This is a genomic window from Microbacterium ginsengisoli (assembly GCF_000956535.1).
GTDB classification, from domain to species: domain Bacteria; phylum Actinomycetota; class Actinomycetes; order Actinomycetales; family Microbacteriaceae; genus Microbacterium; species Microbacterium ginsengisoli.
In genome coordinates this window covers 21579-36678 of the sequence record NZ_JYIY01000066.1, presented here as the reverse complement: position 1 = coordinate 36678, position 15100 = coordinate 21579, and the positions used below count along the sequence as shown (strand labels likewise).

Annotated in this window: 14 protein-coding genes; 12 read left to right on the top strand and 2 right to left on the bottom strand. The window is 66.0% G+C overall.

The genetic code is table 11. The annotated features are described in order from the left end of the window. Positions 1 to 91: 91 nt before the first annotated feature. From RR49_RS04755 to RR49_RS04710, 10 genes are all read left to right on the top strand, one after another. A complete protein-coding gene (locus RR49_RS04755) occupies positions 92 to 1591 on the top strand; it encodes an APC family permease (RefSeq protein ID WP_245610953.1) in 1500 nt (499 codons plus the stop codon). 107 nt (positions 1592 to 1698) lie between these two features. After that, a complete protein-coding gene (locus tag RR49_RS04745) occupies positions 1699 to 3081 on the top strand; it encodes a flavin monoamine oxidase family protein (protein ID WP_048809242.1) in 1383 nt (460 codons plus the stop codon). A 74-nt stretch (positions 3082 to 3155) separates the two neighbouring features. Further along, entirely contained in the window at positions 3156 to 3521 is a 366-nt protein-coding gene (locus RR49_RS04740; RefSeq protein ID WP_045246918.1) for a RidA family protein, read from the top strand. 82 nt (positions 3522 to 3603) lie between these two features. Further along, entirely contained in the window at positions 3604 to 4188 is a 585-nt protein-coding gene (locus RR49_RS04735; protein ID WP_045246941.1) for an Lrp/AsnC family transcriptional regulator, read from the top strand. 223 nt (positions 4189 to 4411) lie between these two features. Beyond that, positions 4412 to 4600, top strand: a complete 189-nt coding sequence (locus RR49_RS16215) for an acyl-CoA dehydrogenase family protein (RefSeq protein ID WP_245610952.1) — start codon at positions 4412 to 4414, stop codon at positions 4598 to 4600. A 78-nt stretch (positions 4601 to 4678) separates the two neighbouring features. Further along, positions 4679 to 5314 carry an acyl-CoA dehydrogenase family protein gene (locus RR49_RS04730; protein ID WP_245610951.1) on the top strand — a complete coding sequence of 212 codons (636 nt, stop codon included), beginning with the start codon at positions 4679 to 4681 and terminating at the stop codon, positions 5312 to 5314. Between the two features lie 490 nt (positions 5315 to 5804). Continuing rightward, a complete protein-coding gene (locus RR49_RS04725) occupies positions 5805 to 6716 on the top strand; it encodes an alpha/beta hydrolase (RefSeq protein ID WP_045246917.1) in 912 nt (303 codons plus the stop codon). Between the two features lie 41 nt (positions 6717 to 6757). Next, positions 6758 to 8371: a flavin-containing monooxygenase gene (locus tag RR49_RS04720; protein WP_045246916.1), complete on the top strand. Its 1614-nt coding sequence runs from the start codon at positions 6758 to 6760 to the stop codon at positions 8369 to 8371. A 50-nt stretch (positions 8372 to 8421) separates the two neighbouring features. Next, positions 8422 to 8877: an acyl-CoA thioesterase gene (locus tag RR49_RS04715; protein WP_230005328.1), complete on the top strand. Its 456-nt coding sequence runs from the start codon at positions 8422 to 8424 to the stop codon at positions 8875 to 8877. A gap of 69 nt (positions 8878 to 8946) precedes the next feature. Beyond that, complete coding sequence (locus tag RR49_RS04710; protein ID WP_045246915.1) at positions 8947 to 10662, top strand: sigma-54-dependent Fis family transcriptional regulator; 1716 nt, start codon at positions 8947 to 8949, stop codon at positions 10660 to 10662. An 82-nt stretch (positions 10663 to 10744) separates the two neighbouring features. On the opposite strand, the gene RR49_RS04705 is transcribed toward RR49_RS04710, so the two are convergent. Next, a complete protein-coding gene (locus tag RR49_RS04705; protein WP_045246914.1) occupies positions 10745 to 12115 on the bottom strand; it encodes an NAD-dependent succinate-semialdehyde dehydrogenase in 1371 nt (456 codons plus the stop codon). Positions 12116 to 12327: 212 nt separating this feature from the next. Between RR49_RS04705 and RR49_RS04700 the strand changes: the two genes are divergently transcribed. Continuing rightward, the gene (locus RR49_RS04700) at positions 12328 to 13080 is read left to right on the top strand and encodes an enoyl-CoA hydratase/isomerase family protein (protein WP_005054989.1); all 753 of its coding nucleotides are present in this window, start codon (positions 12328 to 12330) and stop codon (positions 13078 to 13080) included. Next, positions 13077 to 13925: a 3-hydroxyacyl-CoA dehydrogenase family protein gene (locus RR49_RS04695; RefSeq protein WP_005054991.1), complete on the top strand. Its 849-nt coding sequence runs from the start codon at positions 13077 to 13079 to the stop codon at positions 13923 to 13925. The genes RR49_RS04700 and RR49_RS04695 overlap by 4 nt, the downstream gene beginning before the upstream one ends. A 28-nt stretch (positions 13926 to 13953) precedes the next feature. Here RR49_RS04695 and RR49_RS04690 read toward each other — a convergent pair whose 3' ends face one another. Beyond that, positions 13954 to 14967 carry an alcohol dehydrogenase gene (locus RR49_RS04690; protein WP_245610949.1) on the bottom strand — a complete coding sequence of 338 codons (1014 nt, stop codon included), beginning with the start codon at positions 14965 to 14967 and terminating at the stop codon, positions 13954 to 13956. Positions 14968 to 15100 lie beyond the last annotated feature (133 nt).

Sequence of the window (15100 nt, the reverse complement as noted above, 5' to 3'; positions counted from 1 at the left end):
GTGACATTCCGTCGCCGACCGCATGTGCCGTGATGGCACGACCTGCAGCATCTGGCTGCTCCGTGAAGAAGAGTGAGGATGGCGCCCCGCCATGAACGAAGAAAACGCGCAAGTCGACGAGCTAGGCGCTGCAGATTCGGGTGCTGTCCCCTTCCTCGCCGTCGATGGAGGGTTGCACGGTACACCGCACACCCTCCTGCATCGAAGACTCGGCGTGGGATCGATTGTCTTCATGGTCGTCGCTGCGGCCGCGCCTCTGACCGTTGCAGCCGCCATCACCCCGGTTGTGTTCGCGGCGAGCGGGAACGTCGGGGCACCTGTCTACTTCCTGATCGCTGCTGGAATCCTGACTCTGTTCGCCGTTGGGTTCACGTCGATGAGCAAGTACGTCAAGAACGCGGGTGCCTTCTACTCCTACGTGAAGGCAGGGCTTGGCCGGATCGCCGGAGTAGGCGCTGCCATTCTTGCGCTCGTGTCGTACTTCATCATGCTCGTGGCCGTGTATGCACTCGTGGGCATGCTGGTGGGCAACGTCGTTGCGACGTACACGGGAGCGGCCCCTCCGTGGTGGCTTTGGAGCATATTTGGCTGGTTGATCGTCGGATTCCTGGGCTATCGCGATATCGAGCTGAGCGCCAAGGTGCTCGCGATAGCGCTCATACTCGAGGCGCTCGTGGTGATCGTGCTGGATGTCGCCATCATCGTCCAGGGTGGCGAGGCCGGGCTCAACCTGAGTCCCTTCGCACCGTCGGAGTTCCTGAGCGGTGCCGTTGGTCTGGGCGTCATGTTCGCTCTGCTCGGCTTCATCGGCTTCGAGGCGACCGCAGTCTTCCGGAACGAGGCTAGAGATCCAGACCGAACGATCCCCAAGGCCACATACATCGCGGTCATCGGAATAGGTCTGTTCTACGCTTTCGCCGCGTGGGCTGCTGCTATGGGAACGGGGGTCGACAACGCTGTGGAGGTCGCTTCCACTGATCCGGACAATATGGTCCTCGGACTTGCAAAGACTTTCGTCGCGCCGGTCTTCTTCGACATCATGCAGATCCTCGTTGCGACGAGCATCTTCGCGTGTGCTCTGTCCTTCCACAACGTGGTCACGCGGTATCAGTTCACCCTCGCGAATTTCCGCGTTCTGCCACGAATGCTCGGGGCGGTCAGCGAGAAGCACCGAGCCCCGTCGACGTCCTCAATCGTGCTGAGCCTCCTGACGGGAGTCAGCATCGCCATTGTCATTACGACAGGTCTGGATCCCTATACAGCCATCTATACCTGGCTCTCTGGTGCAGCGACCTTGGGGATCATCGCGCTCATGGCGCTCACCAGCCTCGCCGTGATTGTGTTCTTCCGTCGGCATTCCTTCGACAAGAGGCTGTGGCACACGATGATCGCCCCGGTCGGGGCGCTGCTCGGACTCGGCACGGTTCTCGTTCTCGTGCTGTCCAATTTCCCCCTGTTGGTCGGCGGGGTAGTCGAGTCTGCCGTCATCGTGTCCGTGCTCGTCGCGGCCTTCGTAGGCGGAGTGTTCATCGCGTTGCACATGCGAGCGAGACGTCCGGACGACTACCTCGCGTTGAGTGAGTTCGAGTAGTACGGCCGCGCCTCCGGGCGGCACCGATTGCGCATCAGCGGTTCGGCCCGTCAGGTACATCGCACCAGAACCATGCAAGCAAGAACGAAGCAAGTGGGAGAGAGACTGTGACGCACACCAACACTGAATCAACGGCGCTCGATGCCGATGTCATCATCATCGGAGCGGGGATATCCGGCAGCGCTGCCGCCAAGGCCTTGCATGATCGGGGCGATCGCGTTCTCGTCGTCGAAGCGAACGACCGGATCGGGGGCCGGACCTGGACCGAGCCAGAGGGGGCACCAGGTGGGCCGATCGACAACGGCGGAATGTTCATCGGTGAGACCCATACGCACTTGATCGAACTCGGCACGAGCCTCGGCCTGGAGATGACGCCATCCGGAAAGCCGGGCGCGGACACGTATGTCGTTAGGGGCGATGTGCTGCGGGCACCCGACGAGCAACTGGATCCCGACATCTCCTTTGTCCCGGAGTTCCTGTCTTCGCTCGAGGCTCTCGACGCACTCGCTGAGAGTGTCGGCTGGGACCGGCCCTGGGAGTCACCTGACGCAGCTTCGCTGGACAGCAAGACGGTCGCCACGTGGCTCGAGGAAACCGTGGAGAGTGTCGAGGTCAGACGCCTGCACGCGCTCATCGTGAATGCGATTCTCGGGGCGGATCCGTACGAAGTCTCGCTTCTCTACTGGGCCTACTATGTGAGCGAGTGCGAAGGGATCCAGTCCCTGATGGGCACACGGGACGGAGCCCAGTGGGCGTGGTGGGTCGGAGGCGCCGCTCAGGTCAGCTGGCGCATCGCGGACGCGATCGGGCGCGAGAAGGTGCTTCTTGACTGGGCGGTCACCCGTGTTGAGCAGGACGATTCCAGAGTCGTCGTGTACTCCGGTCAACGAAGTCTGCGGGCACGGCACGTCATCGTCGCCATGTCGCCGCTGGCGGCAAACCAGATCCGGTTCCAACCAGCGTTGCCAACTGCTCGTGCGCAACTCCAGACCCGCGCCCCGATGGGCCGCTATTACAAACTTCAGGTACGCTACCCATCCACGTTCTGGGTCGACCAAGGCTTCTCCGGTGCATTGGTCGACACTGACGATGTCGGTGTCTTCCTCCTCGACGGCACGAAGCCGACCGATTCGCTCGCAACGCTGATCGGCTTTGTCGGAGGGTCGAACTACGATCGGTGGGCAGTTCGCACCGCTGAAGAGCGCCAGGGTGCGTTCATCGATCTCCTCATCAAGGCATTCGGTCCCGAGGCTGCAGAGCCCAGCTACTTCCATGAGACTGACTGGACACAGCAGACATGGGCACAAGGAGGTCCTGTCACCTACATGCCTCCAGGTGTCTTGGCTCACTTTGGTTCGGCGTTGCGGGAGCCGGTAGGTCGGATCCACTTCGCCGGTACTGAGGCATCGTTCCAGTGGTCCGGCTACATGGAAGGCGGAGTGCGAGCAGGGCAGAAGGCTGCTGCCGCGATCGCCGAGGCCCTGCAGTGAGCCGGCGACCGAGAACGGGATCGGGTGAGATGGCCGTTGAGCGTGCAGGAGGCCGATCGATCACTCCGCACACCATGACGGAGGATTACCTTCAGTATCACTTCTCGCCGGGATTCGAAGCCGGCGGATTCCTATTCGTATCGGGACAGATCGGGCTTCATCCCTCTGGACTCGCTCCTTCAGACCCATCAGAGCAGGCGCGCATCGCCTTCGAGAGGCTCGGTGCGGTACTCGCTGAGGCGCAGCTGAGCTATGACGACATCGTCAGCATCACCAGCCATCATGTGGGCGATGTCGCGGGTATCTTCGATTGGTTTCCAGCGGTGAAGGACGTGTTCCTTGCGCCCCCGTACCCCGCGTGGACAGCGATCGGGGTCAGTGGGCTCGCTATCCCCGAACTCGTTATCGAGATCAGTGCGATAGCGAGGTCTTCCGCCTGACCTGCAGCGAGAGCTCGCCCGGAACGGCATGATTGTCGCAGCGAGTCGTAGAAACCCAACAGCACTGCTGAATGTGAGCGAGATGGGCGAAAGGCCACACGGCAGCCGCGAGCGCACACACGTGGCCGGCTCGGAGCCCTCGCGCGTCGACGAACTCGACGAGAGGATCCTCTGGGAGTTGATCAGAGACGGCCGGACGACGATGACTGCGTTGGCCGACCTGCTCGGCATCTCTCCGTCGACTGCATCCGCTCGAGTCTCTTCACTGAAGCAAGCCGGAGCGCTCAAATCGGTGCACGCTGAAGTCGACTACCAAAGGGTCGGACTGCCGGTTCAGGCGATGGTGTTCGTGCGGCTGCGTGCCCAGGCGCGCCCTCACGTGCACGAGTACGCGAGACTGATGGCCAAGTTGCCCAGTGTGCTGAACCTCTTCTTCATCGGAGGGAACGAGGACTTCCTCATCCACTTGGTCTGCACCTCGACCGACCAGCTGAGGGACATCGTCTCCACGCAGGTGAGCATGCACCCGGTTGTTGCCTCGACGCGTACGCATATCGTCTTCGAGCACGCGCTCGGTTCGGACCACATGCACCATCTGTCCGGCTTCGATGAGGTGAGACGGCCGATCGACCAGTCGGTAAACTCTCCGGGAATGTTCGACGGATGAGAGCTCCCTAGCCGTTTCTTGACGTCCTCGCCCACGTGCGGGGAGACAGATGCCTGCTCTGGACCGCACTATGCCGATGCCTGGACCGCAATTCATATCGATGCAGCAATAGTCACCGCGACGCTGAGTATTTGTCCGCGCCAGTCCTGTCGTTGCGAGCAAAGATACAGGCGCAGGAAGCTCCGACGTCCCCGCTGATATCTTCGACGATGTCCTGGCTACCGTGCGCGACTTCGTCCGGAACCGAGTCGCGCCCCGGGAGCTCGAGATCATGGCGTCCGACGCCATCCCGGACGATCTGCGCCAGCAGGCGGCGGACATGGCACTGTTCGGCGACGCGATCTCTCAAGACTGGGGTGGTCTCGGCCTGGATCTGGTGCAGGACGTCGAGCTCGCCATGGAACTCGGATAAAGTTCGCTCGCGGTGCCGTCCATGTTCGGCACGAACAACGGCATCGCCGGTCAGGTTCTCGTCGGGTTCGGCACCGACGTGCAGAAGCAGCAATGGCTGCCTCGCCCCGCTGAGGGCGATGTGGCCTCGTTCGCGCTCATGGAGCCCGGCGCCGGCTCTGACCCCGCCGGACTGCGCACGACCGCGACTCGGGACGGCGACGACTGGTCATCTCGGGGCCAAGCTTTCGTCGGCGACGAGAGGACCGGGTATCGCGCCGCGATGACGTCTCTCGCGCGAGGCCGGGTCCATATCGAAGCGCTCGCTGTCGGGTCGGCGCAACGGGCGCTCGACGAGTCCGTCTCGTACGCGGCGACCGCCACACAAGGCGGCACCCCTATCGGAGACTTCCAACTGGTGCAGGCGATGCTCGCCGACCAGCAGACCGGGGTGATGGCAGGTCGAGCCCTCGTCCGCGAAGCGCCGCGCCTGTATGTCACCGGAGAAGACCAGCGTATCGCACCGTCAGTCGCGAAACTGTTCTGCACCGAAATGGTCGGGAAAGTTGCCGACCTCGCGGTCCAGGTGCACGGCGGAGCCGGATACATGCGCGAGGTTGCTGTGGAGCGGATCTACCGCGATGTGCGCCTGCTGCGGCTCCACGGAGGCACAAGCGAGATCCAGCGACTCATCATCGGCGGCGGCCTCATCCGCTCGGCCAAGCGGACAGTCTGACCACGCCGCCAAGACACAGCCCCGCCACGCCGCCGCCCGGCGGTCGCCACCACGCTCGGGATGGCGGCCGGCGTTATCCCCCTCATCCCACGCTGCCGATAGGGATCGGGGCGCGCCCAGACGATGAGCCTGACCACCGCGCTGCAAACACTGATCCTCGCGCTGCGCCCCGGGGTCGGCCAACATGCACTGAGCATCCTGCTCTGAGCATCCGTCGAGGCTGAATCGGACGCCGCTGCGGCCCACCTGCGCGTGGTCATCGTCGTGCCACCCTGGTCGACACCCGGTGTCCGCCATTCTCTGCTGCGTGCCCGAGCGTCCGGTGGGCTCTCAACCACCCCGACCAGTTCGCCTCTCCGGCCCAGCCGCGGCACTGTTCCACATCGGCACAGTGCCCCGTCCGATGATTCCCCGAAAGTAGGGCTTGACCCACCGAGCGCACCGCCTCCGTTCCGTAGGCGACCGCGAGCATCAACGAAGGAGTTATGCGATGTCCTCGTCATCCACCGCGACAGCAGTCGTCCCGAGCGCTTTGCGCAACCTGTATCTGGACTGGTCCGAGCTCATGGCCACCCACGAGCTGGACATTCGGCTGTTCCGCAGCGTCTTCGATGAATGGCACCAGCCGACCATCGAACCGGAAGATGTCACGTACAAGGAGGAGACGGTCGGCGGCGTGCCCGGCATCTGGGCGTTCCCGGCCGGAGCCGATCGCTCCAAGGTCCTCCTCTACACGCACGGCGGCGGGTTCGCCGTCGGCTCTGCGGCCAGCCACCGGAAGCTCGCCGCGCACGTCGCGAAGGCAGCGGGCGCGACCGCGTTCGTGCTGGACTACCGTCGCGCGCCCGAGCACCCGCACCCCGCCCAGGTAGACGACGGGGTCGCGGCGTTCGAGGCCCTGCTGGAGCGGGGGGTCCACCCCGAGGACGTCACCACCATCGGCGACTCGGCGGGAGGCAATCTCGCCATCGCCATCCCGTTGGCGTTGAAGGCGAAGGGGCGGCCGCTGCCCGGGCATGTCATCGCGTTTTCCCCGTGGTTGGACATGGAGAACCGCGGCGCGACGCTGGTCACCAACGATGCGACCGACGCGCTGATCTCCGTGCCGCTCCTGGAGGGCATGATCGCCGGCGTGCTGGGGGAGACCACCAGCCCGTCGGCGCCGCTCGCGAACCCGCTCTACGCGGATTTCACCGGGTTCCCCCCGCTGTACGTCAACGCCGGTTCGGTCGAGTCGCTGGTCGACAACGCGACGCGCGTGGCCGAGCGCGCCAAGAGCGCCGGCGTCGACGTCACCCTGCATATCGCCGAAGGACAGCAGCACGTCTACCCGTTCCTGGCTGGCCGCGACGCGGACGTCGACGCGGAGCTTGCGGCGATCGGCCAGTGGCTTCGCCACTGACCTGCAACACACCCCCGCTTATTCAACGAAGGAGTTGCACCATGACATCCACACAGACCACGGACTTCGACGCGATCGTCGTCGGCGCCGGTTTCGGCGGCATCTACCAGCTACACACCCTGCGCGACAAGCTCGGCCTGCGCGTCCGCGGCTTCGAAAAGGGCGCCGGCATCGGAGGCACCTGGTACTGGAACCGGTATCCCGGCGCCATGTCCGACACGGAGAGCCCCTTCTACCGATACTCGTTCGATGACGAACTGCTGCAGGAGTGGGACTGGGCGCGAAAGTACATCGACCAGCCCGACATCCTCCGCTACCTTGAGACCGTCGTCGACCGGTACGACCTCCGCAAGGACTTCCGGCTGAACACCGAAGTCACGTCGATCGTCTTCGACGAAGCCACCAACACCTGGACGGTCGGCACCTCCGCCGGAGAGTCCTTCACGGCCCGATACGTGGTGACGGCGCTGGGACTGCTCGCAGCAACCAACATCCCCGACATCCCCGGGATCGACTCGTTCGAAGGCCGCCTCGTGCACACCGCGGAGTGGCCGGACGACCTGTCGATCGAGGGCAAGCGGGTGGGCGTCATCGGCACCGGCTCGACCGGAACACAGTTCATCGTCGCCGCAGCCAAGCAGGTGTCGCACCTGACCGTGTTCCAGCGCTCGGCGCAGTACAGCGTCCCCTCCGGCAACGGACCGGTCGGCCCGGGGGAGGTGGACGGATACAAGTCCCGGTTCCCGGAGATCTGGGAGCAGGTCCGAAACTCCGGCGTCGCCTTCGGGTTCGAGGAGTCCACCGTCGCGGCCACCGATGTCGACGAGGCCGAGCGGGAGCGCGTGTTCCAGGCGGCATGGGACCGAGGCAACGGATTCTATTTCATGTTCGGCACGTTCAACGACATCGCTATCAACCCGGAGTCGAACGAGGCAGCCGCTGCGTTCATCCGCCGCAAGATCGCTGAGACGGTCAAGGACCCGGAGACGGCGCGATTGCTCACCCCGACCCAGCCGTATGCGAAGCGGCCCCTGTGCAACCAGGGCTACTACGACGTGTACAACCAGGACAACGTGAAGCTGGTGTCGATCAAGGAGAACCCAATCGTTGAGATCACCCCACGAGGGGTGAAGACCGCGGACGGTGTTGAGCACGAGCTGGATGTGCTCGTGCTGGCTACCGGGTTCGACGCGGTCGACGGCAACTACCGCCGCATCGACATCCGCGGGCGCGGAGGGGTGAGCGTCGACGAGCACTGGGCCGACGCCCCGACCAGCTTCCTCGGCATCATGACGGCCGGATTCCCGAACATGTTCATGATCCTCGGCCCCAACGGGCCGTTCACCAACCTGGTGCCCAGCATCGAGGCGCAGGTCGAGTTCATCACGACTCTGGTGACCGAGGCGGAGCGGAGAGGCGGGCTCATCGAGGTGTCGCAGCAGGTCGAGGACGAATGGACCGAGACCTGCACGACGATCGCGAACTACACGCTGTTCCCCAAGACCGACTCGTGGATCTTCGGGGCGAACATTCCCGGCAAGAAGCACGCCGTGATGTTCTACCTCGGCGGCCTAGGCGCCTACCGCGGCCTCCTCTCGGAGATCCAGGCGAAGGACTTCGAAGGATTCAGCATCGGACAGCCCATCCCGGCCTGATCGACGGTAACCGTAGGCCGGGAGTGTGCTTCCCGGCCTACGGTCGTCCTATGAGCGACAACATGTCAGAAGACGTCACCTTCCGATCACGCCGCTGGGTCCGTCCCGAGGACCTGAACGCGTACGGCACCCTGTTCGGCGGCAGCCTGCTGCGCTGGATCGATGAAGAGGCCGCGATTTACGCCATCATCCAGCTCGGAAACCCTCGGGCGGTCACCAAGTACATATCCGAGATCGACTTCGTCAGCTCCGCACGACAAGGTGACCTGATCGAGATGGGACTGCGCGCCACCGCGTTCGGGCGCACCTCCCTCACGATGCGCGCCGAGGTGCGCAACATGATCACCCGTGACCGCATTCTGACGATCGAGAAGATCGTCTTCGTCGGCCTCGACGACCACGGCCAGCCCATTCCTCACGGCTACACCGACATCACCTACGAACGCGACCGGCTTCCCCACCACCATGGACTCATGCGCACAGAGGATGGATCCACAGCGGACTAGGTATTGGCGGGTCCTAATAGGGAGGCGGATACTGGGTGGGACCACTTGCAGTGACGCGAGGTCCCAGCTATGTCCACCGATACCTATTCCGCCGCGAGCGTGCGGCAGGCTCGTGAACGCCTTCTCGAAGCTGGCGTCGGCGCGCACGGTCTCACTCCCCGAACACTGAACGTCCCCCCGGTGATCGAGCGCAGTTGGCGTCGCTCGTTCACCACCGGTGGCGGCTACGATCCGACGGCGACTCCTGCCTACCACCCGTTCTCCGAACCGGCGGGACGCTTTCAGGACACCGCTGAGATCGTCCTGGCGCGATGGGCGGAATCACTCGCGGACATGCGTGTCGCGCTGCTGGTCAGCGACCGATCCGGACGGATCCTCGCCCGAAAGGTGGGCGACCCGAGCCACGCGAGACGGCTCGACAAGGTGTCCGCCGCCGAAGGATTCGAATTCTCGGAGTCCGCGCTGGGCACGAACGGACTCGGAACGGCGATCGAGGAAAGATCCGCAGTGTTCGTGCGCGGCGCCGAGCACGTCAACGACCGGCTGCAGACCCTCGCCTGCGCCGGCGCCCCCATCCACGACCCCCTCTCGCAGCGGGTCATCGGCTCGCTCGCCCTCGCCTCTCCCGTCGGGGCATCCCACCCCGCGATGCTCGCGATCGCGAAGCAGGCCGCTCGTGACCTCCAGGACGCGCTCCTGAACACCGCACCGCTGGAGCTGCAGGCGCTGCTGGCCCGGTTCGCGGACGGTACCGCCCGCCACCGCGTGCTTGCCATCGGCCGTGGCGGCGTGCTCGCCTCGACGGGCGCGTTGCCGATGCTCTCGGCCGAGCGGCACGTGACCCTGTGGGACGAGCTCCAGGCCCACCACTGGCAGGGGGATGTCGCATCCGTCCTGCTCGCGGATCGGCCGAGCACTGCCCGCCGCATCGTGAATCGGGCAGGCGAGAGCATCTACCTCGTGGAACTGCCCGAGGACGAGCCGACCGCAGCGCCGGAACCCACCCGACTCTCCCGCCTTGCCGCGCACCTCGACGTGCTCGGCCGCACCAGCGGGTGCATCGCGATCCACGGTCCGCGCGACAGTGGGAAGACGCTTCTCGCCCAGCTCTGGCTGCGCGAACGCGACCGCCACGACCCGGTCGTCATCGACGCCCCGGCATTTCGGGAACCGGAGGCCGTGGCCACGGCGGCGCAGGCGCTGAGCACAGGTACATCGGTGGTCGTCCGCAGCATCGAGTCTTTGACCGACGCTGACTTCCCGGTCCTGCAGCAATTGGCCGGCGCGGCAGATCCCGTCCGGTCCGCCCGGGTCGTGTTCTGTGTCGCAGACGACCTGACTGGCGTCGTCGTCGATTTCCTGGGCCGCCAAGGGCCGCGACTCGACCTCCCAGCGCTGCGCGATGACCCAGACCGTGTCATCGGCCTGGCCGTGAGACTCGCTCAGGAGCACTCGGTGACACTGAGCCCTGCTCTGCTGCAGGCGCTTTCCCGGTGGGACTGGCCTGGTGGCGCCTCGGAGCTGCGGGTTCTGATTGCCGCGATGGTGGTGCAGCGTCCCGGCGGCACCGTCCTGGACGTCGACCTTCTGCCCGCCGAGATGCGCACACGTGCCCGCCAGCTGCGCGGCATCGCCGCATCCGAGTACCGGGCGATCGATGCGGCGCTGCGGGAGGCGGACGGAAACCGTTCGCGTGCAGCGGAGATCCTCGGTATCGGGCGCACGACGCTGTACCGGAAACTGCGCGCGTACGGTCTCGACGGGCAGAACACCCTGATCTCCTGAAAACAGCGCCCCCGCCTGCCGACCAGGGAGGCCTGGATTCGCAGTTGCGTACTCGGCGCGGCGGAGGCGTTACACGGGGATATCAGGCGGGGGTTCGGATGAGCTTCTTGTTCGCGAACTCGTCCATGCCGTACCGGGCGAGCTCGCGTCCGACGCCGGAGCGCTTCACGCCGCCGAAGGGGAGGTCCGGTGCGCTGCGGCTGGTGCTGTTGATCCACACCATCCCGACCTCCAGTTCGCGGGCGATCTGCGCGGCCGCCACAGGGTCCTGCGTGAAGACGCTGCTGGACAGCCCGAAGGGCGACTCGTTGGCCAGGGCGACCGCGGCCTGCGGGGAAGGCACCCGGTACACGACCGCGGTCGGTCCGAACAGCTCCTCCTCATAGGCGCGCATCAGCGGGGTGACCCCGGTGAGCACGCTGGGCGGGTAGAAGGCGCCCTCTCGGCGTGCACCGGGGGCGATGTGCAGGGTGGCGCCCTTGGCGACCGCGTCCTCGACGAGCTCCTCGAGCTCCTTGCCGGCATCCGCGGACGCCAACGGGCCGAGGAACGTGTCGGGGTCCGTGGGGTCGTCGGGGGTGATCTTCGTGATCGCGTCGATGAACTTCCGGGAGAACTCGTCGTAGACGGCATCCACGACGATGAACCGCTTGGATGCCGTGCACGCCTGGCCGCCGTTGGCGATACGGCCGCGCACGCCGGCTGCCACGGCCGCGTCGACGTCAGCATCCTCCAGGACGATGAACGGGTCCGAGCCGCCCAGCTCGAGGACGACCTTCTTCATATGCCTGCCGGCCACCTCGCCGACAGCCGAGCCCGCCTTCTCGGAGCCGGTCAGCGACACCCCTTGCACGCGCGGGTCGGCGATGATGCCGGCAATCTGGCGGCTGTCTACGAACGCGTTGATGTACGCGTCGGCCGGAAGCCCGGCATCGTGGAGCACGCGTTCGATGGCGAGGGCGGACTGCGGGCAGTTGCGGGCGTGTTTGAGGATGATCGTGTTGCCCAGTGCGAGGTTGGGGGCGACAAACCGGGCCACCTGGTAGTACGGGAAGTTCCACGGCATGATCCCCAACAGCGGCCCGATCGGCTCGGTGCGGACGAGCGCTTCCCCTCCGCCGACGATGTCGAGGGTCTCGTCGGCGAGGAACGCTTCGGCGTGGTCGGCGTAGTACTGGTAGATCGAGGCGACCAGCTCGACTTCCCCGCGGGCCTGCGTGACGGGTTTGCCGACCTCGAGTGTCAGCAGCGCGCTCAGTTCATCAATGCGGTCCCGGTGCAGCTGCGCCGCGCGTGCCAGGATCCCCGTCCGTTCGGCGAGCGGCAGCTCCCGGTACCTGCGGTAGGCCGTGTGCGAGCGGGCGACGATGTCGGCCACGTCCGCATCGCCGATCACGGCGTACTCGGCGACCGTCTGACCGGTGGCTGGGTTGATGGTCCGGTATGCACCCATCGTGGTCTCCTCGCTTCATTGCTGTCGTGCGTCTCACGGGCCACGCCCGCCCAGATCGGCGGTCGTCTGGCGCGATACTGCCCACTCAGCCTGTCGCGCCGTGGCCGAGTTCGTCCAATACTGATCCCGGTCCAGATTGATGACGATGGCGCATCAGATGTACGTGGATCGGGTATTGGACGCGCATTGATCGGTGATGGGAGGCTGGGACGGTGACCACTCTGATACTCCGCGAGGGCGCGGACCGGCTTCACGTCGAACTGAACCGTCCTGACGTGCGAAACGCGATCAACGACGACATGGTCGACGAACTTCACGCGGTATGCACGAGCCTGGAGCGAGAGCCCCGCATCCTGATTCTCACCGGAACCTCTACGCCCGAACGGGGTGTGTTCGCGGCTGGCGCAGACATCCGGCAGCTGCTCGAGCGCGGCCGCGACGAAGCGCTGGCCGGCATCAACTCCGGGCTGTTCATCCGTATCGCGCGGCTGCCGATGCCGGTGATCGCTGCGGTCGACGGGTTCGCGATCGGGGGCGGTGCGGAACTCGCGTACGCGGCCGACATCCGGATCGCGTCCACCCGCGCCGTGTTCGGCAACCCCGAGACGGCGATCGGAATCCTGGCCGCGGCCGGGGCGACCTGGCGGCTCGCCGAGCTGGTGGGGGAGCCGCTGGCCAAGGAGATCCTGTTCACGGGGCGCCGGCTGGACGCCGAGGAGGCGCTGCGGTGTGGGTTGGTGGCCTCGGTGCATGAACCCGACCAGTTAGCGGCGGCGGCGGATACCGTCGCCGATCGGATCGCTGGCCAGGATCCGCTCGCCCTCCGCGTCTCGAAGCGCGTGCTCGCTGCGCCGCGGGACGCCCACCCCCTTGTCGACGAACTCGCGCAGGCGATCCTGTTCGAGTCGGACGCCAAGACGCAGCTGATGACCCGATTCCTCAACCGTTCTCAGGAGACCCGATGATCACTGTTCCCTCCACCGTCGGCGTGATCGGGGGCGGCCGCATGGGCGCCGGTATCGCGCAGGTATTCGCTCAGGCGGGCGCGCAGGTCACCGTGATCGAACGCGACCCGGCAGCGGCGGGCGCGGCCGCCGCGCGGTTGGCCGATGGGATCCGCAAGGCCGCGGAGCGGGATGCCTCGGTCGACGTCGACGCAATCGCCGGCCGCGTCGCGGCCAGCGCCGACTACGAGGCGCTGCGGAATGCCGAGCTCGTGATCGAAGCGGTCCCAGAGACATTCGCACTCAAGGTCGAGGCGATGCAGAGAGCAGAGGGGATCGTGGAGGAGTCGGCGTGGCTGGCCACGAATACCTCATCGTTGTCGGTGACAAGGCTCGCGGCGCAGCTGGCGAGGCCGGAGCGCGTGTGCGGACTGCACTTCTTCAATCCGGTGCCGCCCTCGTCACTCGTCGAGATCGTGCTGACGCCGTCGACCGACCCGGACCTGCGGCAACGGGCGGAGCAGTGGGTGACATCGCTGGGGAAGACCCCGATCGTCGTCAACGACGCGCCCGGCTTCGCGAGCTCCCGCCTGGGCGCGGCAATCGCGCTGGAAGCGATGCGGATGCTCGAAGAGGGGGTGGCCAGCGCTGAGGACATCGACACGGCGATGGTGCTGGGATACCGTCACGCGACAGGTCCGTTGCGCACCTCCGATCTTGTCGGGCTGGACGTGCGTCTCGGGATCGCCGAATACCTCTATGAGACGCTCGGCGAGCGGTTCGCCCCGCCGCAGATCCTCCGCGACAAGGTCGCGGCCGGGGAGCTGGGACGCAAGACGGGACGCGGCTTCTTCGACTACGCGTGAGTCGTGGCCGGCTGGACGCCCGGCGCGGTCACGCGCTGAGCACGATCCGGCCGGGCACGCCGCCCGCGGCGAGCCGGTCCAGCGCATCCTGCACCGCCGTCGCAGACAACTCCCCGTCGATGATCGGGAGATGCGGGAGCGCGCCGCGCCGCGCGAGCCCGACGAGCTCCTCGAGCTCGCCGAGGGACCCGACGAAGCTTCCGCGGATGGTGATGATCTTCAGAGTGAGCAACGCGGTGGGGATGACCAGCTCTCCGCCGAACAGCCCGACCTGAACCATCGTTCCGCCCTTGCGGAGCGCGGCGAACGCAGCGGGAGCTGTTGTGGAGTTGTTGACGAAGTCCACGATCGCCGCGACCGGCCCACCGGCGCCGGCGACGATGGCGGCGGCAAGGTCTTCCTGGCGGGCGGAGATCGTCGTGGTCGCTCCGAGCTGCCGCGCCAGTTCCAGATTGCGCTCCTGCAGGTCCACCGCGAGGACTGCTTCGTGGCCGAGCGCGCGCAGCGTGGCGATCGCCATCAACCCGACACCGCCGGCGCCTATCACCACGACCGGATCGGACGCGGTGGCCGGAAGGGCCTTGCGCGCGGCACTGTAGGCGGTCAGGCCGGAGCAGGCGAGAGTTGCGGCCCACCGCTCTTCGATCCCGGTGACGTCGAGGAGGTAACGGGGGTGCGGGACGAGGATAAACTCGGCATACCCGCCGTGGCGGGCGACGCCGAGGTTACGGGGCGAGGGGCACAGGTTCTCGTGACCTGCCTGGCATGCGTCGCAGGAGCCGTCGCCGATCCATGGGTAGACAAGGCGATGCTCACCCGGCGAGACCCCGTCGGCGTCGGGGCCGGCCGCTTCGACGACGCCGACGACCTCATGGCCGAGGACAAGCGGGTAGGTGACGCCCCGGTCGATCAGATTCAGACGCCCCCGGCTGCCGAGATCGTAGTACCCCTCACGCAGGTGCATGTCGGTGTGGCACACCCCGGACCGAACGACGCGCAGGAGCACTTCGGTGCCTTCGGGGGTTGGTGTCGGCAGTTCCACATCGGTCACCGTGTGGTCGTCTTGGAAGATCGCGAATGCGTGCATTGGTTGTCCTCGCCGTTGATGTACGCCCAGTGGACTCCACGCTTCCACTTCGTTCTGATTCTCTCCAATACCAAATGGCAGGCGGATT